Source organism: Marinobacterium marisflavi, assembly GCF_982447095.1.
In genome coordinates, this window is record NZ_OZ457898.1 from 571,559 (window position 1) to 587,872 (window position 16,314).

10 protein-coding genes and 1 pseudogene are annotated in these 16,314 nt (G+C 51.4%); all 11 read left to right on the forward strand.

The features are described from left to right. Positions 1-12: 12 nt before the first annotated feature. Positions 13-4,239, forward strand: coding sequence for a DNA-directed RNA polymerase subunit beta' (rpoC, locus tag AC1WNR_RS02685; RefSeq protein WP_481642999.1), 4,227 nt, complete (start codon positions 13-15; stop codon positions 4,237-4,239). Between the two features lie 253 nt (positions 4,240-4,492). After that, positions 4,493-4,867 carry a 30S ribosomal protein S12 gene (rpsL, locus tag AC1WNR_RS02690; RefSeq protein ID WP_481643000.1) on the forward strand — a complete coding sequence of 125 codons (375 nt, stop codon included), beginning with the start codon at positions 4,493-4,495 and terminating at the stop codon, positions 4,865-4,867. Between the two features lie 107 nt (positions 4,868-4,974). Beyond that, positions 4,975-5,445, forward strand: coding sequence for a 30S ribosomal protein S7 (gene rpsG / locus AC1WNR_RS02695; RefSeq protein WP_481643001.1), 471 nt, complete (start codon positions 4,975-4,977; stop codon positions 5,443-5,445). A 161-nt stretch (positions 5,446-5,606) separates the two neighbouring features. Then, positions 5,607-7,700, forward strand: coding sequence for an elongation factor G (fusA, locus tag AC1WNR_RS02700; RefSeq protein ID WP_481643002.1), 2,094 nt, complete (start codon positions 5,607-5,609; stop codon positions 7,698-7,700). 567 nt (positions 7,701-8,267) lie between these two features. Then, the gene (locus AC1WNR_RS02705) at positions 8,268-9,869 is read left to right on the forward strand and encodes a response regulator (RefSeq protein WP_481645353.1); all 1,602 of its coding nucleotides are present in this window, start codon (positions 8,268-8,270) and stop codon (positions 9,867-9,869) included. Between the two features lie 10 nt (positions 9,870-9,879). After that, positions 9,880-10,641: a sulfite exporter TauE/SafE family protein gene (locus tag AC1WNR_RS02710; protein ID WP_481643003.1), complete on the forward strand. Its 762-nt coding sequence runs from the start codon at positions 9,880-9,882 to the stop codon at positions 10,639-10,641. Between the two features lie 26 nt (positions 10,642-10,667). Continuing rightward, positions 10,668-10,892 (forward strand): annotated as a pseudogene (locus tag AC1WNR_RS02715) (DMT family transporter); the annotation flags it as partial. Positions 10,893-11,025: 133 nt separating this feature from the next. After that, complete coding sequence (locus AC1WNR_RS02720; protein WP_481643004.1) at positions 11,026-12,387, forward strand: TrpB-like pyridoxal phosphate-dependent enzyme; 1,362 nt, start codon at positions 11,026-11,028, stop codon at positions 12,385-12,387. Positions 12,388-12,560: 173 nt separating this feature from the next. Then, on the forward strand, positions 12,561-13,424 hold the full coding sequence (locus AC1WNR_RS02725; protein ID WP_481643005.1) for an FAD binding domain-containing protein: 864 nt from the start codon (positions 12,561-12,563) through the stop codon (positions 13,422-13,424). Between the two features lie 2 nt (positions 13,425-13,426). Then, positions 13,427-13,903 (forward strand): (2Fe-2S)-binding protein, encoded by a 477-nt coding sequence (locus tag AC1WNR_RS02730; RefSeq protein ID WP_481643006.1) that lies wholly within the window; start codon positions 13,427-13,429, stop codon positions 13,901-13,903. 12 nt (positions 13,904-13,915) lie between these two features. After that, positions 13,916-16,312 (forward strand): aerobic carbon-monoxide dehydrogenase large subunit, encoded by a 2,397-nt coding sequence (locus tag AC1WNR_RS02735; RefSeq protein ID WP_481643007.1) that lies wholly within the window; start codon positions 13,916-13,918, stop codon positions 16,310-16,312. Positions 16,313-16,314 lie beyond the last annotated feature (2 nt).

Consider the following 16,314-nt stretch of genomic DNA (forward strand, 5'->3'; position numbering starts at 1 on the left):
GAGTACTAGACCATGAAAGATTTGTTAAATCTGTTGAAGTCTCAAAGTCAGAGCGACGAGTTCGATGCTATTCGCATCTCTCTGGCGTCACCTGAGATGATCCGTAGCTGGTCATTCGGTGAGGTTAAGAAGCCTGAAACTATCAACTACCGTACCTTTAAGCCGGAGCGTGATGGCCTCTTCTGTGCCAAAATCTTCGGCCCTGTGAAGGACTACGAGTGCTTGTGTGGTAAATACAAGCGCATGAAACACCGCGGTGTTATCTGTGAGAAGTGTGGCGTTGAAGTGACCATGACTAAAGTGCGTCGTGAGCGCATGGGTCACATCGAGCTGGCTTCTCCAGTTGCACACATCTGGTTCCTTAAGTCACTGCCATCTCGCATCGGTTTGATGCTTGATATGACACTGCGTGATATCGAACGTGTTCTCTACTTCGAATCATTCGTTGTTATCGATGAAGGCATGACTACGCTACAGCGTGGCCAGATGCTCAACGACGAGCAGTACTTTGAAGCGCTAGAAGAGTTCGGCGATGACTTCGATGCCCGTATGGGTGCCGAGGCGATCGGTCAGCTACTGGCGTCTATCGATCTTGAGCACGAGATCCAGGTGATCCGTGAAGAGATCCCAGCAACTAACTCTGAGACTAAGCTCAAGAAGCTGTCGAAGCGTCTGAAGCTGCTGGAAGCTTTCTACAAGTCTGGCAACAATCCAGAGTGGATGATCATGCAGGTACTTCCAGTACTGCCGCCTGATCTGCGTCCTCTGGTACCGCTGGATGGTGGTCGTTTCGCGACTTCAGATCTGAACGATCTGTACCGTCGTGTTATCAACCGTAACAACCGTCTGAAGCGCCTGCTGGACCTTAACGCACCGGATATCATCGTACGTAACGAGAAGCGTATGCTGCAGGAGTCTGTCGACGCGCTGCTTGATAACGGTCGTCGTGGCCGTGCGATCACGGGCTCTAACAAGCGTCCTCTGAAGTCGCTTGCAGACATGATCAAAGGTAAGCAGGGTCGTTTCCGTCAGAACCTTCTTGGTAAGCGTGTTGACTACTCTGGCCGTTCAGTAATCGTGGTAGGTCCATACTTGCGTCTGCACCAGTGTGGTCTACCTAAGAAGATGGCACTTGAGCTGTTCAAGCCATTCATCTTCAGCAAGCTCGAACTGCGTGGTTACGCTACGACTATCAAGGCTGCGAAGAAGATGGTTGAGCGCGAAGAGCCGCTGGTATGGGATATCCTCGATGAGGTTATCCGTGAGCATCCAGTACTGCTGAACCGTGCGCCAACACTTCACCGTCTGGGTATCCAGGCGTTTGAACCTGTACTGATTGAAGGTAAAGCGATTCAGCTGCACCCACTGGTGTGTGCGGCATACAACGCTGACTTCGACGGTGACCAGATGGCTGTACACGTGCCGCTGACGCTGGAAGCGCAGCTCGAAGCACGTGCACTGATGATGTCGACAAACAACATCCTGTCTCCAGCGAACGGTGAGCCAATCATCGTACCTTCGCAGGACGTGGTACTGGGTCTCTACTTCATGACCCGTTCACGTATCAACGCGAAAGGCGAAGGCATGCACTTCTCTGATATCAAAGAGGTACAGCGTGCATACGGTGCTGGTCAGGTTGATCTACAGGCGATCATCAAGGTTCGTATCGCCGAGACTATCCGCGACATCGAAGGTAACGAAGAGGACCGTTACGGCCTGGTAGAGACTACCGTTGGTCGTGCGATGCTGTTTGATATCGTGCCTAAGGGTCTGCCATTTGAGCTGGTTAACCAGCCAATGAAGAAGAAGGCGATCTCACGTCTTCTCAACGAAGCCTACCGTCGTTGTGGTCTGAAGGACACTGTCATCTTCGCTGACCAGATCATGTACATGGGCTTCCGTCAGGCAACTATGTCGGGCGCTTCTATCGGTGTTAACGACTTCGTTATCCCAGATGAGAAGACTGAAATTGTTGCTGAGGCGGATCTTGAAGTTAAAGAGATCGAGCGTCAGTTCGCTGAAGGTCTGGTAACTCAGGGCGAGAAATACAACAAAGTTGTCGACATCTGGTCACGTGCGAACGAGCTGCTGGCTAAGAAGATGATGGACAACCTGAAGACCGATATCGTCACTAATAAAGATGGCGAGCAGGTTGAACAGGATTCGTTCAACTCGGTTTACATGATGGCCGACTCGGGCGCTCGTGGTAGCGCGGCTCAGATTCGTCAGCTCGCAGGTATGCGTGGTCTGATGGCTAAGCCAGACGGTTCGATCATCGAAACCCCAATCACTGCGAACTTCCGTGAAGGTCTGAACGTACTCCAGTACTTCATCTCGACTCACGGTGCTCGTAAGGGTCTGGCGGATACTGCACTTAAGACTGCGAACTCAGGTTACCTGACTCGTCGTCTGGTAGACGTAGCACAGGATATGGTTATCACTGAGCACGACTGTGGCACCGAGGAGGGTCTGGTAATGCAGCCTCTGATCGAAGGTGGCGACATCGTGGTTGGTCTGGGTGACCGCGTACTGGGCCGTGTTGTGGCACAGGATGTACTCAACCCTAAAGGTAACGATGTACTGATCGAAGCGGGCACGTTGATCGATGAGTCTTGGGTTAACCGTCTGGATAACGACGAAACCTACAGCTCAATCGATGAGATCATCGTACGTTCAGCGATCACCTGTACTTCACGTCACGGTATCTGTTCAAGCTGTTACGGTCGTGACCTCGGTCGCGGTCACAAGGTTAACATCGGTGAAGCTGTCGGCGTTGTTGCGGCACAGTCAATCGGTGAGCCAGGTACACAGCTGACCATGCGTACCTTCCACATCGGTGGTGCGGCATCTCGAGCAGCTGCTGTTGATAACATCCAGGTTAAGAACGGCGGCGAGATCCGTCTGCACAACCTGAAGTTTGTCGAGCGTACTGATGGCAACCTGGTTGCGACTTCACGTTCTGGCGAGCTGGGTGTTACTGACGAGCACGGTCGTGAGCGTGAGCGTTACAAGCTCCCTTACGGTGCAGTAATTAAAGTCAAAGATGGCGATACTGTTGATGCAGGCGCAATCGTAGCGAACTGGGACCCGCACACTCACCCGATCGTATCGGAAGTGGCTGGTCGCATTGAGTTCGCAGGCATGGAAGACGGTATCACTGTTAAGCGTCAGACAGATGAGTTGACCGGTCTGTCGACTATCGAAGTTCTGGATGCGAAAGATCGTCCACAGGCGGGTAAAGATATCCGTCCGATGATCAAACTGCTTAACGCCGACGGTTCCGAGGTGAAACTGACTGGTACTGATATGCCAGCACAGTACCTGCTGCCAGCTAAGTCGATCATCAACCTGAACGACGGTGCTGATGTACAGGTGGGTGACATCCTTGCTCGTCTGCCGCAGGAAGGTACAGTCAATAAGGATATCACCGGTGGTCTTCCGCGCGTTGCTGACCTCTTTGAAGCACGTAAACCTAAGGAAGCTGCAATCCTTGCAGAGATCTCAGGTACCGTGACCTTCGGTAAAGAGACCAAAGGTAAGCGCCGTATCGTTATCACTCCACACGACGGCGGTGATGCGATCGAGATCATGATCCAGAAATGGCGTGGTCTGAACGTATTCGAAGGTGAGACAGTACAGAAGGGTGAAGTGATTGCAGATGGTCCATCTAGCGCTCACGATATCCTGCGTGTTCTCGGCGTCGAAGAGTTGGCTAAGTACATCGTTTCTGAGATCCAGGACGTTTACCGTCTGCAGGGTGTAGGTATCAACGACAAGCACATCGAAGTCATCGTACGTCAGATGCTGCGTAAAGTTGAGATCCTTGACTCGGGTGATACTGAGTTTATCCAGGGTGAACAGGCTGAATTCGCTGCCGTACAGGAAGCGAACGAAGCAGCTGAAGCTGAAGGCAAGATTCCTGCGAAGTTCGAACGCGTTCTTCTGGGTATCACCAAAGCATCGCTTGCGACTGAGTCGTTCATCTCTGCAGCATCGTTCCAGGAGACGACTCGTGTCCTAACTGAAGGTGCAGTAACAGGTAAGAAAGATTACCTACGCGGCCTGAAAGAGAACGTTGTTGTGGGTCGTCTGATCCCGGCAGGTACAGGTTTGGCTTACCACTCAGAGCGCAAGCGTAAGCGCGCAATGGGTAGTGAGCCGACAGCGACTGTAAGTGCAGAAGAGGTGCAAGCAGCACTGACCGAAGCGCTTAATGCTTCGCTATCTGACTCAGAGTGAGTCTGCTGTTTATCTCCTGAAGCACCATCCATGGTGCTTCGCGGAGGTCGAAAGGAAAAAATGTGATTTTTCCTTTCTCGCAAAATAATCGCCGAGGGCGCTTATTTTGGTGATACATCCTTGTATCACATGGCGATCCCTAGGGATTGCTATATAGGTGCAGATTGATTACAATCTGCGCCCCTTAAAGTCCGTGACATTGGGTTGCGGACTTTTTGATTTGTTTATTTAACTTAAACGTGGAGTTTGCTTAATGGCAACAATCAACCAGCTGGTACGCAAACCACGTAAACGTGTTGTGGAGCAGAGCGATGTCCGTGCATTGCAGGCTTGCCCACAGCGTCGTGGCGTATGTACTCGCGTTTATACAACTACACCGAAGAAGCCAAACTCGGCACTACGTAAAGTATGTCGTGTTCGTCTGACAAACGGTTTTGAAGTTTCATCTTACATCGGCGGTGAAGGCCACAACCTGCAGGAACACTCTGTTGTCCTGATTCGTGGTGGTCGAGTTAAGGACCTGCCAGGTGTTCGTTACCACACTGTACGTGGTGCGTTGGACTGTTCTGGCGTTAATGACCGTAAACAGGCTCGTTCTAAATACGGTACTAAGCGTCCTAAGGGTTAATAGACCTTTAAGGACCTAATCGTCTGACAAAAAGTCGGTAAGAGTAAGGTCGAGTTAGATGCTCGGATTACCTGAAGACCTACAAACAATTTATTGAGGGCTTACACATGCCAAGACGTCGCGTAGCCGCGAAGCGTGAGATCCTACCGGATCCTAAATTCGGAAACATCACGCTGGCAAAATTTATCAACCACTTGATGATCAGTGGTAAGAAGTCTGTAGCTGAGAGCATCGTTTACGGTGCCCTAGCGAAAGTTGAAGAGCGCACTAAAGCAGATCCACTGGAACTGTTCGACAAAGCTCTGGAAACTGTACAGCCAATGGTCGAAGTTAAGTCTCGCCGCGTAGGTGGTGCAACTTACCAGGTACCTGTTGAAGTACGTCCATCTCGCCGTATGGCTCTTGCAATGCGTTGGCTGGTTGACGCATCACGCAAGCGTGGTGAGAAAGATATGTCACTTCGTCTGGCAGGTGAACTGCTGGATGCGGCTGAAGGTCGTGGCGCTGCTGTTAAGAAGCGTGAAGACGTTCACCGTATGGCTGAAGCAAACAAGGCGTTCGCGCACTACCGCTTCTAATTTTGCTACCGAACTGCAGTTGCTTGAGGGCAAGTGCAGTAAGGTGGGTGCTCTATTTGAGCATAAAAAAGCCCTCGTCTTTGACGGGGGTTTTTTGTTTGTGGTGATGTCCCTATACTGCTGCGCAAGCGAATTCGCAGTTAGAGTTTTTGGAGTTAAAAATGGCTCGTATAACCCCTATCGAACGCTACCGTAATATCGGTATCTGTGCCCACGTTGACGCTGGTAAAACCACGACAACTGAGCGCGTTCTGTTCTACACAGGTCTGTCTCATAAGATTGGTGAGGTGCACGACGGTGCGGCTACTATGGACTGGATGGAGCAAGAGCAGGAGCGAGGTATCACCATAACCTCAGCTGCTACTACCTGTTTTTGGCAGGGTATGAATCAGCAGTTTGATAAACACCGCATCAATATTATTGATACCCCGGGGCACGTTGACTTCACCATCGAAGTTGAGCGCTCTTTGCGAGTTCTTGATGGTGCCGTTGTTGTGCTTTGTGCTTCATCAGGTGTACAGCCACAGACCGAGACTGTATGGCGTCAGGCGAACAAATACGAAGTGCCACGCATGGTATTTGTTAACAAGATGGACCGTGCCGGTGCCGACTTCTATATGGTTGTCGAACAGTTGAAGAAGCGTCTAGGCGCAGCACCAGTACCGATCAACATCCCGATCGGTGCGGAAGAGAACTTCAAAGGCGTCGTCGATTTGATCCGCATGAAGGCGATCATGTGGAATGAAGATGATCAGGGCATGACCTACGACCTGGTCGATATCCCTGCCGATCTTCAAGCACGCGCTGAAGAGCTGCGTGAAGAGATGATCGAAGCGGCTGCCGAAGCTAACGAAGAGCTGATGGATAAGTACCTTGAAGAGGGTGAGCTATCAGAAGAGGAGATCAAAGCCGGTCTGCGTGAGCGCACGTTGAACAACGAGATCGTATTGATGCTGGCAGGTTCTGCCTTCAAGAACAAAGGCGTGCAGGCAGTACTGGATGCCGTAATCGAATACCTGCCGTCGCCGGTCGAGGTTAAAGCGATTGAAGGTACGCTGGACGATAAAGATGAGACTGTCGCGTCTCGTGAAGCCGATGACAACGCGCCTTTCGCAGCCTTGGCATTCAAGATTGCCACAGATCCTTTCGTTGGTACGCTTACTTTCGTTCGCGTTTACTCAGGTGTACTTAAGTCCGGCGATGCTGTCTACAATTCGGTTAAGCAGAAGAAAGAGCGCATCGGCCGTATGGTACAGATGCACGCAAACAACCGTGAAGAGATTAAAGAGGTTCGCGCAGGCGATATCGCTGCTCTGATCGGTATCAAAGACTGTACAACGGGTGACACCCTGTGTGACGGCGATCAGAAGATAGTACTGGAGCGCATGGAGTTCCCTGAGCCAGTAATCTCTGTCGCTGTTGAGCCAAAATCACAAGCTGATCAGGAAAAAATGGGTGTTGCGCTAGGTAAGTTGGCACAAGAAGACCCATCCTTCCGTGTTGAGACTGACCAAGAGACTGGGCAAACTATTATCTCAGGCATGGGCGAGTTGCACCTCGATATTATCGTCGATCGTATGAAGCGTGAGTTCAAGGTTGAAGCAAACATCGGTAAGCCGCAGGTGGCATACCGTGAGAAGATTCGCCGTGCCGTGGATGCCAACCACAAGTTTGCTCGTCAGTCGGGCGGTCGTGGTCAGTACGGTCACGTCGTGATCGAGTTCACACCAAGCGAAGAGGAAGGTCTGGAGTTCATCTCTGAGATCGTCGGTGGTTCTATTCCTAAGGAGTACATCCCAGCGATCGAGAAGGGCATTCAGGAGCAGATGAAGAACGGTGTTATGGCGGGTTACCCGCTGATCGGTCTGAAAGCGCGTCTGTACGATGGCTCGTTCCATGAGGTCGACTCAAATGAGATGGCGTTCAAAATCGCGGCATCCCAGGCCCTTAAAAAGTATGCGGCCGAAGCTGATCCCTGCCTGCTAGAGCCGATGATGAAAGTTGAAGTGGTTACCCCGGAAGATTACATGGGTGATGTCATGGGTGACCTTAACCGTCGCCGCGGCCTAGTACAGGGCATGGATGATCTGCCATCTGGCAAAGCGATTCATGCACTCGTGCCACTCGGAGAGATGTTCGGCTATGCCACAGATCTGCGTTCTGCATCACAAGGCCGTGCAACCTACTCAATGGAGTTTGACTCTTACGGTGAAGCGCCGAAAAACGTTGTTGATCAGTTGATGGGGCGCATCTGATAAGGTGCTCTAATCTACTATCCATTGAAGGGCCGCTAGGCCCTTTTTTTATGATTTTGTGTTACTTTCGGTACAAATATTGCCCGCTAATTCTAAAATAAGTATCAAAACAGTGGTAAAAAAGTGCTTGAAACTGCGAAACTCTCGATAAAGCAAAGGTCGGACATCGTTCAAATTGTCCTTGGCACTGTAGCGACGATATTGAGTTTCTTATTGCCGCCGCACCAGACCGGCTCGGCTATCGCGATTTATCCACTTATTTTGACCCTTGTTGTCCTATTTCACTTTGGCTGCAGTATCAGAGGGCATGATCGGTTCGAAATTGCTGCAAGTTATCTGCTTTACCTCCTCGCTTGTCTTTATTGGGTTGTAGTTTTGGTAAATGGCACTTTACCCATTATTCTTGCCCCCGCTTTTTTGGCGTTCATCGGTCTCAACGGATTTAATAGACGTTGGCTGTTGCCACTCTATGGTGGGGCTACCATCATGGTTGTGCTCTGGGTGGCGCACACAGATCCAAGTGTTGATTTAGCTGTTGCTACAAGGAGTGTTGTATCAGCTTTGGCCGTGCTGCTTATATTGGTTATGTTGCAACAAGCCTTGATACAACAGGAGTTGACTATTGATCGACTAAACCGAGCGCAAAAGGAGCGCGAGCATTATGACGATTTGCTGCTGGGTGCAATGCAGTTCGCTGGGCTCGATGTGTACGATGAAAATGTAGACTCAGGCGACGGTTTCAATATTCATCAATCGCCCTTTGAGGGCAATGTCTACGTCGGTGGCGGAGACCGACTAGCCTGTGTTGCGCCCGAGCAACGTGAACTTTTGCGAGCCAACTTGGAGGTTGTGGGACGTTCAACGGAGTTCCGCTTTCGTCACCCAGGGAATACCGAGTACGGCTGGTTTAAGCAGGCAACCATTAAGGAGTACCTTGATTCTGTTGGTGATCTGCATCGTGTGGGTGTCTCCCAATCGATACAGGCCGAGATCGATATACGACAAGAGTTAGCGAGCGCACTAGAGAGCGAGCAAAAAGCTAGCGATACATTGAAGCAGTTGGCTGCGCAGCGCAACATAATGCTAGGCATGATTGCTCACGAGTTGAGAACGCCGGCTTCTAGCATAAGTATGTTGGCAGCTACCACTACCCAGCAGGAGTGGAGCTCGCAACAGCAGGTGGTTCTGGAACAGAGTAACCAGTTGTTGACCACAATTGATGATATGCGCCTACTGCTTAATCCGGATCAACAGCGGCCGCTGCGTCTCGAGCAAGCCGAAATTGCCGGGTTTAACACAGTCATGGAGATCGGCTTGGCCTCCATAGCTAACGCTTCAAATGTAGAGTTGCGTTTTTGCTCAGCTTTTCCAAATGAGCTGAGGCGAAAGGTATTTGTAACCGACACTTACAGAGTCAAAACGGCTGTCACAAACTGCGTGCGTAATGCCTGTCTGCACGCTTTTGCAAGCGAGGTGAGGGTCGTCAATCGTATCGTGACTGATACTGCTGGTTATAAATTCATAGAGTGGGTTGTCATTGATAATGGTGTGGGTATTGATGAGTCCAATAGAAAGAAGATCTTCAAGCTAGGTGAGCGCGCATCAGCGTCTACCGATGGTAGCGGCTTTGGACTCTACATCGCCAAAGTCTGGCTCTCTGAGATAGGCGGGGACGTTTATTACACGCCAGGTGCAAGACGAGGGAGTCGCTTCCATATTCGTGCACCTCTTGATCTGGTCGAAAACCCGGCGATTGTCTCTCAGACTCAGCCTGCAGAGGTGGACTCTGACGCTCAGGAGCTCTCTACACTTAAGGTTTTGTTTGTTGAGGATGATGCATTACTGCGAATGTTGGGTCAAAAATTGGCTGAACAGCTGTTTGGTGAAGTGGTCGTTGCTAGTGATGGGCAAGCGGGACTAGAGCTGTTTGAGCAGGGATTCGATCTGATTCTAACCGACTATTTTATGCCCAACCTTTCAGGACGTGAGATGATTTCAGAGATCCGAAGTAGGGGATACTCGGGTGCAATCATCGGTGTGACCGCAGCCACGCTAGGCCAACAGAGCGAAGAGTTGCTAGAATCGGGTGCCGATCTGGTCATTTCCAAGCCGCTTACACTCGAAAAACTGCAGGCAGCAATCGTTGAGCTGCGTACACGGCTCACCTAGCCTGCATTGAATGTATGAACTCAGTCTACTAACTGTCTCCCTGCTGCTCGTAACCGGCTTTCTGGCGGGCATGATCAATGTTTTGGCCGGGGGTGGTTCGAACCTAACCCTACCTGCGCTTATGGTGATGGGGTTACCAGCAGATATCGCCAATGCAACGAATCGTGTATCGATATTTTTGCAGTCTGTTACGGCAGTGACAGGTTTCCGTAAGCACGGTAAGTTGGATATGCCCGATCTGAGAAAGATTCTGGGTGTCACAGTCGTCGGCGGGCTTTTTGGCGCATTGACCGCCTCCTATATGCCCCAGGGGCTGCTTAAACCGGTGCTGCTTAGTGCGATGGTGATTATGGCGGGCATTATCCTATTTAAACCCTCTGTTGTGGCGCCGCCTGAGGGTACGCCGCCTCGAGGTTTGACCGACTCCTCAAGCTCTATCCCCCTGTTGTTGCTGGCCGGTTTTTACGGCGGGTTTGTCCAGGCGGGCGTAGGTTTTATTTTGATCGCAGCGATCGCTGGTGGTTTGCGCTATGACTTGGTGCGCACTAATGCGCTGAAAGTCGCTTGCTCCCTGGCGTTTACCGCTATCGCACTGCTGGTCTTTATCGCTAATGATCAGATACTTTGGGTCCCTGGATTAATTTTAGCGCTTGGCAGTATCGTAGGTGCCCATATGGCGGTGAAGATCACCATCAATCTCAGTCAAAAAGCGCTCAAATGGATTCTCTTTGTGATGACCATCATTGCGAGCGGATTTGCCCTGTTTAGTTAGTACTCTAGGCGTATGGCCTCTGCGTCGGCTTTTATGTCATCAGTGTGACCTGGATTGTCCCAAAATTCGGCGTCACCAATGCGATCGCTTTTGCGCTTTTAGGTCAGTTAGTCGCAATGACCATCATCGACCACTTCGGCCTCTTTGGTGCAACTCAGTACAGCATCACGCTCAAGCGAACCCTCGGTTTGGTGATGATGGCTTTGGGGATCTATCTCGTGCTCGATAAGGGTTTGTCGAAGCTCTCTTAAATGCGCTGATTACGAGTGAGTCGAGGGTATTTTCAGGCCAATCGACTCAAAGATGACCTTTTTCGATTGAAACTGGTTCAGGATTCTGTTTACTCTCAAATGGCGACCCATCCACCCTAACAAGTGAGGCGTTATGTTTGAGAACAATAATAAGATTTTACTAACCGAAGATGAGATGCCAACCCAGTGGTATAACATTCTTCCTGACCTGCCGGAGCCGATGGCTCCACCTCTGCATCCTGGTACATTGCAACCGGCGACGGCGGAGGATTTTGCTCCGCTCTTCCCAATGGCACTGATTCAGCAAGAGATGAGTCAGGAGCGCTTCATTGATATTCCCGGAGAGGTGCTGGATGTTTACAAGCTCTGGCGTCCATCACCGCTTTTCCGTGCTCGTCGTCTAGAGAAGCTTCTCGATACGCCTGCACGAATTTACTACAAGTACGAGGGTGTTAGCCCTGCAGGCTCTCACAAGCCTAACACCGCAGTACCTCAGGCTTATTACAACCACAAAGAGGGTATTAAGAAACTCACGACTGAAACAGGAGCAGGTCAGTGGGGTACTTCTCTCGCCTTTGCCTGTGCACAGTTTGGTATGGAGTGTGAGATATGGCAGGTCGCTGCCTCATATCGCTCCAAGCCATATCGCAAAACGATGATGGAGATTTACGGGGGTATACTGCACCCAAGTCCATCTGACAGAACAGAATATGGACGCAAGCTATTAGCCGAGGATCCTAATCACCCCGGTTCACTGGGTATCGCAATATCCGAAGCGGTAGGCGAGGCTGCGGCTAATCCTGAAGCGCGTTACGCACTCGGTTCAGTGCTTAACCATGTGTTGATGCATCAGACCATTATCGGTGAGGAGGCGCTGTTGCAGCTTGCTAAAGTCGGTGAGACGCCTGACGTATTAGTCGGTTGTACCGGTGGTGGTTCCAACTTTGGTGGGCTAGCCTTCCCATTCTTGCGAGAGAAGATGGCCGGTAAGATGAATCCGACGATTCGGTGTGTCGAACCATCGGCTTGTCCCACCTTGACTCGCGGAGAGTTTCGCTACGATTTTGGCGACACTGCCGGAATGACGCCGCTGATGAAGATGCACACACTTGGTCATGATTTCATCCCCGATACCATTCATGCAGGCGGTTTACGCTATCACGGTATGGCACCGCTGGTATCACACCTCTACGAGCTAGGTATGGTCGAAGCGATTAACATTCCACAGACAGAGTGTTTTGAGGGTGCGCTTAAATTTGCACGCACCGAGGGTATTGTTCCAGCACCTGAGCCAACCCATGCTATCGCTGCAGCGATCCGTGAGGCTCTGGCGTGTAAAGAGTCGGGCGAGGAGAAGGTGATTCTTACTGCACTTTGTGGTCATGGACATCTGGATTTGGCAGCCTACGAGAACTTCCTGGCAGGTGAAATGGTTGATGCTGATCTAGAACAGTCTGTTATTGATCACTCGATGGAGACGGTACCTCAGATTTAAAAAAACGACCGCTTTTCCTAAAGGGCCGAAAGGCCCTTTTTTATTAGTTTCTTTCAGCATGCGAAAGCTGGATTGACTATTTTTTAAACAACCTTGTGATCTGTGCGGAGATTGGCGGACGTAATCGCAAAAGTTAGACCCGTACTCTAAATACAAAAAAACTCGAGGTTGATATGATCCCTTCGTCCTTTGAATACCATCGGGCGACAAGCGTTGCCGACGCTGTTGCCAAACTGGCAGCTAATGACGAGGCAAAGATCATCGCAGGTGGGCACTCGCTACTGCCGATGATGAAGCTTCGTTTTGCTGAGCCACCCTGTCTTATCGATATCAATGGCATTGCCGAACTCAAAGGTATCTCCGTAGATGGAGATCACCTTGTCATCGGCGCGATGACATCAGAAAACGAGCTCATTGCCTCTGATCTAGTCGCTCAACACTGCCCTCACCTCATTAATGTGGCCAAGCTGATTGCCGACCCGCAGGTGCGTAACCGCGGTTCAATTGGTGGCGATATCGCCCACGGTGACCCAGGTAACGACCACCCAGCCGTAATGCTATCTCTCGATGCGCAACTAGTGCTGCACGGCCCAGATGGCGAACGCTCGGTGCCAGCTAATGGTTTCTTCCTGGGAACCTACTGGACTGGGCTCGAAGAGCATGAGTTGCTGGTTAAGGTAAAAATCCCAGTGCGCAAGCCCAGCATGGGCTACGGCTACGAGAAGCTGAAGCGCAAGACGGGTGACTATGCAGTTGCCGGTGCATCCGTGGTGGTCGAAATGAACAGTGGTCAGATCGGTGACGTTCGTATCGGGCTAACGAATGTAGCTCCCTGTGCGATCCGTGCGGAAGCAGCTGAGGATATTCTCCGTGGTCAGACCCCGAGCGACGATCTGATTGCACGCGCCGCTGAAGCGGTTCGTGACGCTTGTGATCCAGCAGAGGATCTGCGTGGTGACGCTGAGTACAAAGCGAACATGGCAGCGGTGATGTTTAGCCGCGCAATCGAAAAAGCAATTGCGGACGCGCGGGGGTAATCATGGCTAAGCAAGCAGTTTCATTCAAAGTAAACGGTAAGCAGGTCGATGTACTGGTCGATCCTCGCGAGCTTCTAGTGCACACGCTGCGCGAAAAATTGCAGCTCACCGGCACTCACATCGGCTGTGAGAGTACTCACTGTGGTGTCTGTACAGTCGATATTGATGGTCAGTCAATTAAGTCTTGTACCTTTCTAACCGTTCAGGCTGAAGGCGCAGAGATTACGACTGTTGAGGGCCTAGCCTCGGCAGATGGTCTGCACATTGTGCAGCAGGCATTTGTTGAAGAGCACGGTCTGCAGTGTGGTTTCTGTACTCCGGGCATGATGGTTCGTGCCGCAAGCTTCCTTAAAGAGAATCCAAATCCGACCGAGGAGGAGATTCGTTGGGGTATGTCGGGCAACCTGTGCCGCTGCACCGGTTACCAGAACATCATCAAAGCTGTGAAAACAGCTGCGCGCATGATGCAAGAAGCTTAAGGGAGGTTCGCAATGACTGAACAGATGGATAAAGAGACCCGAGAAGCGGCCCTCCAAGGGATGGGCTGTTCGCGCAAACGCAAAGAGGATGCGCGTTTTATTCAGGGTAAAGGCCGCTATACTGATGATATTCAGATGGCGGGAATGTTGTTCGCGGACATGGTGCGTAGCCCTTACGCTCACGCGCGAATCAAGAGTATCAACAAAGAGAAAGCCTTGGCGTTGCCAGGTGTGCACGCTGTCCTGACGGCGGATGACTTGAAGCCGCTTAACCTGCATTGGATGCCAACGCTGGCAGGTGATGTGCAGGCTGTGCTTGCAGACGAAAAGGTACATTTCCAGTACCAAGAAGTGGCCGTCGTTGTAGCGGATGACCGATACATTGCGGCTGACGCGGTTGACTTAGTAGAAGTGGAGTACGAAGAGCTTCCAGTGCTGGTAGATGCACACAAGGCCATGGATTCGGATGCGCCAGTGCTGCGCGAGGATCTGGTTGGCAAGATGCAGGGCGCGCACTCAGAGCGTAAGCATGACAATCATATCTTCAACTGGCAGGCAGGTGACAAAGAGGCGGCTGATCGCGTCTTTGATAATGCCGAGGTCGTAGTCTCTCAGGATATGTACTACCACCGCGTACACCCATGTCCACTAGAGACCTGTGGCTGTGTCGCGTCGTTCGACAAAGTGAATGGTCACCTGACTGTATACCTCACATCGCAGGCACCGCACGTCGTGCGTACTGTCGTATCGATGCTATCAGGTCTACCGGAGAGCAAGGTACGGGTAATCTCGCCTGACATCGGCGGCGGCTTCGGCAACAAGGTCGGCATCTACCCAGGCTATGTAACTGCGATAGTTGCATCAATCGTGTTAGGTGTTCCTGTGAAATGGGTCGAAGACCGCATGGAGAATATCTCCACTACCGCCTTTGCACGTGACTACCATATGACTGGCGAAATCGCTGCAGATAAGGACGGTATCATTAAGGCCCTGCGCGTTAATGTACTGGCTGACCATGGTGCATTCGACGCTTGTGCCGATCCATCCAAGTTCCCAGCAGGTCTGATGCATATCTGTACCGGTTCTTATGATGTGCCGGTAGCTCACCTCAATGTTGACGGTGTTTACACCAACAAAGCGCCGGGCGGCGTAGCATATCGCTGTTCATTCCGCGTAACTGAAGCGGTCTATGTGATTGAGCGTACGATGGACGTTCTAGCGCAGAAACTGGGTATCGATAAAGCGGAGATCCGTCGTCGTAACTTCATTAAGTCTGAGCAGATGCCGTACAAGACTTGCCTCGGCTGGGAGATCGACAGTGGTGAGTACCACAGCTCTCTGCAGAAGGTGCTGGATGCTGTTGATTACGACGGTTTGCGTCGTGAGCAGGAGGAGAAACGTGCCAAGGGTGAGTTGATGGGTATTGGCCTAGTAACCTTCACTGAAATCGTCGGTGCCGGACCAAGCCGCAACTGTGACATTCTGGGTATCGGCATGTTCGATAGTGCCGAGATCCGCGTCCATCCTACCGGCAGTGCGATTGCTCGCATGGGTACGATTACTCAAGGTCAGGGCCACCAGACAACCTATGCGCAGATCATTGCGACTGAATTGGGTCTGCCGTCTGAAGAGATTCAGATTGAAGAGGGTGACACCGATACTGCACCATACGGTTTGGGTACCTACGGTTCGCGCTCTACACCGGTTGCAGGTGCTGCAACTGCCGTAGCCGCGCGCAAGATTAAAGCTAAAGCACAGAAGATCGCCGCTCACCTGCTAGAGGTGAGTGAGGATGACCTTGAGTGGGAAATCGATCGCTTCAAGGTGAAAGGCAATCCAGGTCAAGAGAAGACCATGAAGGAGATCGCTTGGGCGGCTTACAACAACGTACCAGAAGGTATGGAGCCGGGACTTGAGGCAGTGGATTACTACGATCCACCAAACTTCACATACCCGTACGGCATCTACCTCTGTGTTGTTGATATCGACAAGCAGACCGGTGAGACCAGCGTTCGCCGTTTCTATGCACTCGACGACTGTGGTACCCGTATTAACCCGATGATCATTGACGGTCAGATCCATGGTGGCCTGAACGAGGGCTTTGCGGTCGCTATGGGGCAGGAGATGCCTTACGACGAGCAGGGTAACCTGCTGGGTAATACCTTGATGGATTACTTCGTGCCGACCTTTGTAGAGACTCCGAAGTGGGAGACCGACTTCACTGTGACACCATCACCACACCACCCTCTGGGTGCTAAGGGTGTGGCTGAGTCACCGCATGTAGGTTCGATCCCGACCTTCACGTCGGCTGTTGTGGATGCATTTTCCCACCTCGGTGTAACGCATCTCAATATGCCGCACACGGCTCCACGTCTGTGGAAAACCATGCAAGAACTTGGTGTTAAGTAGTG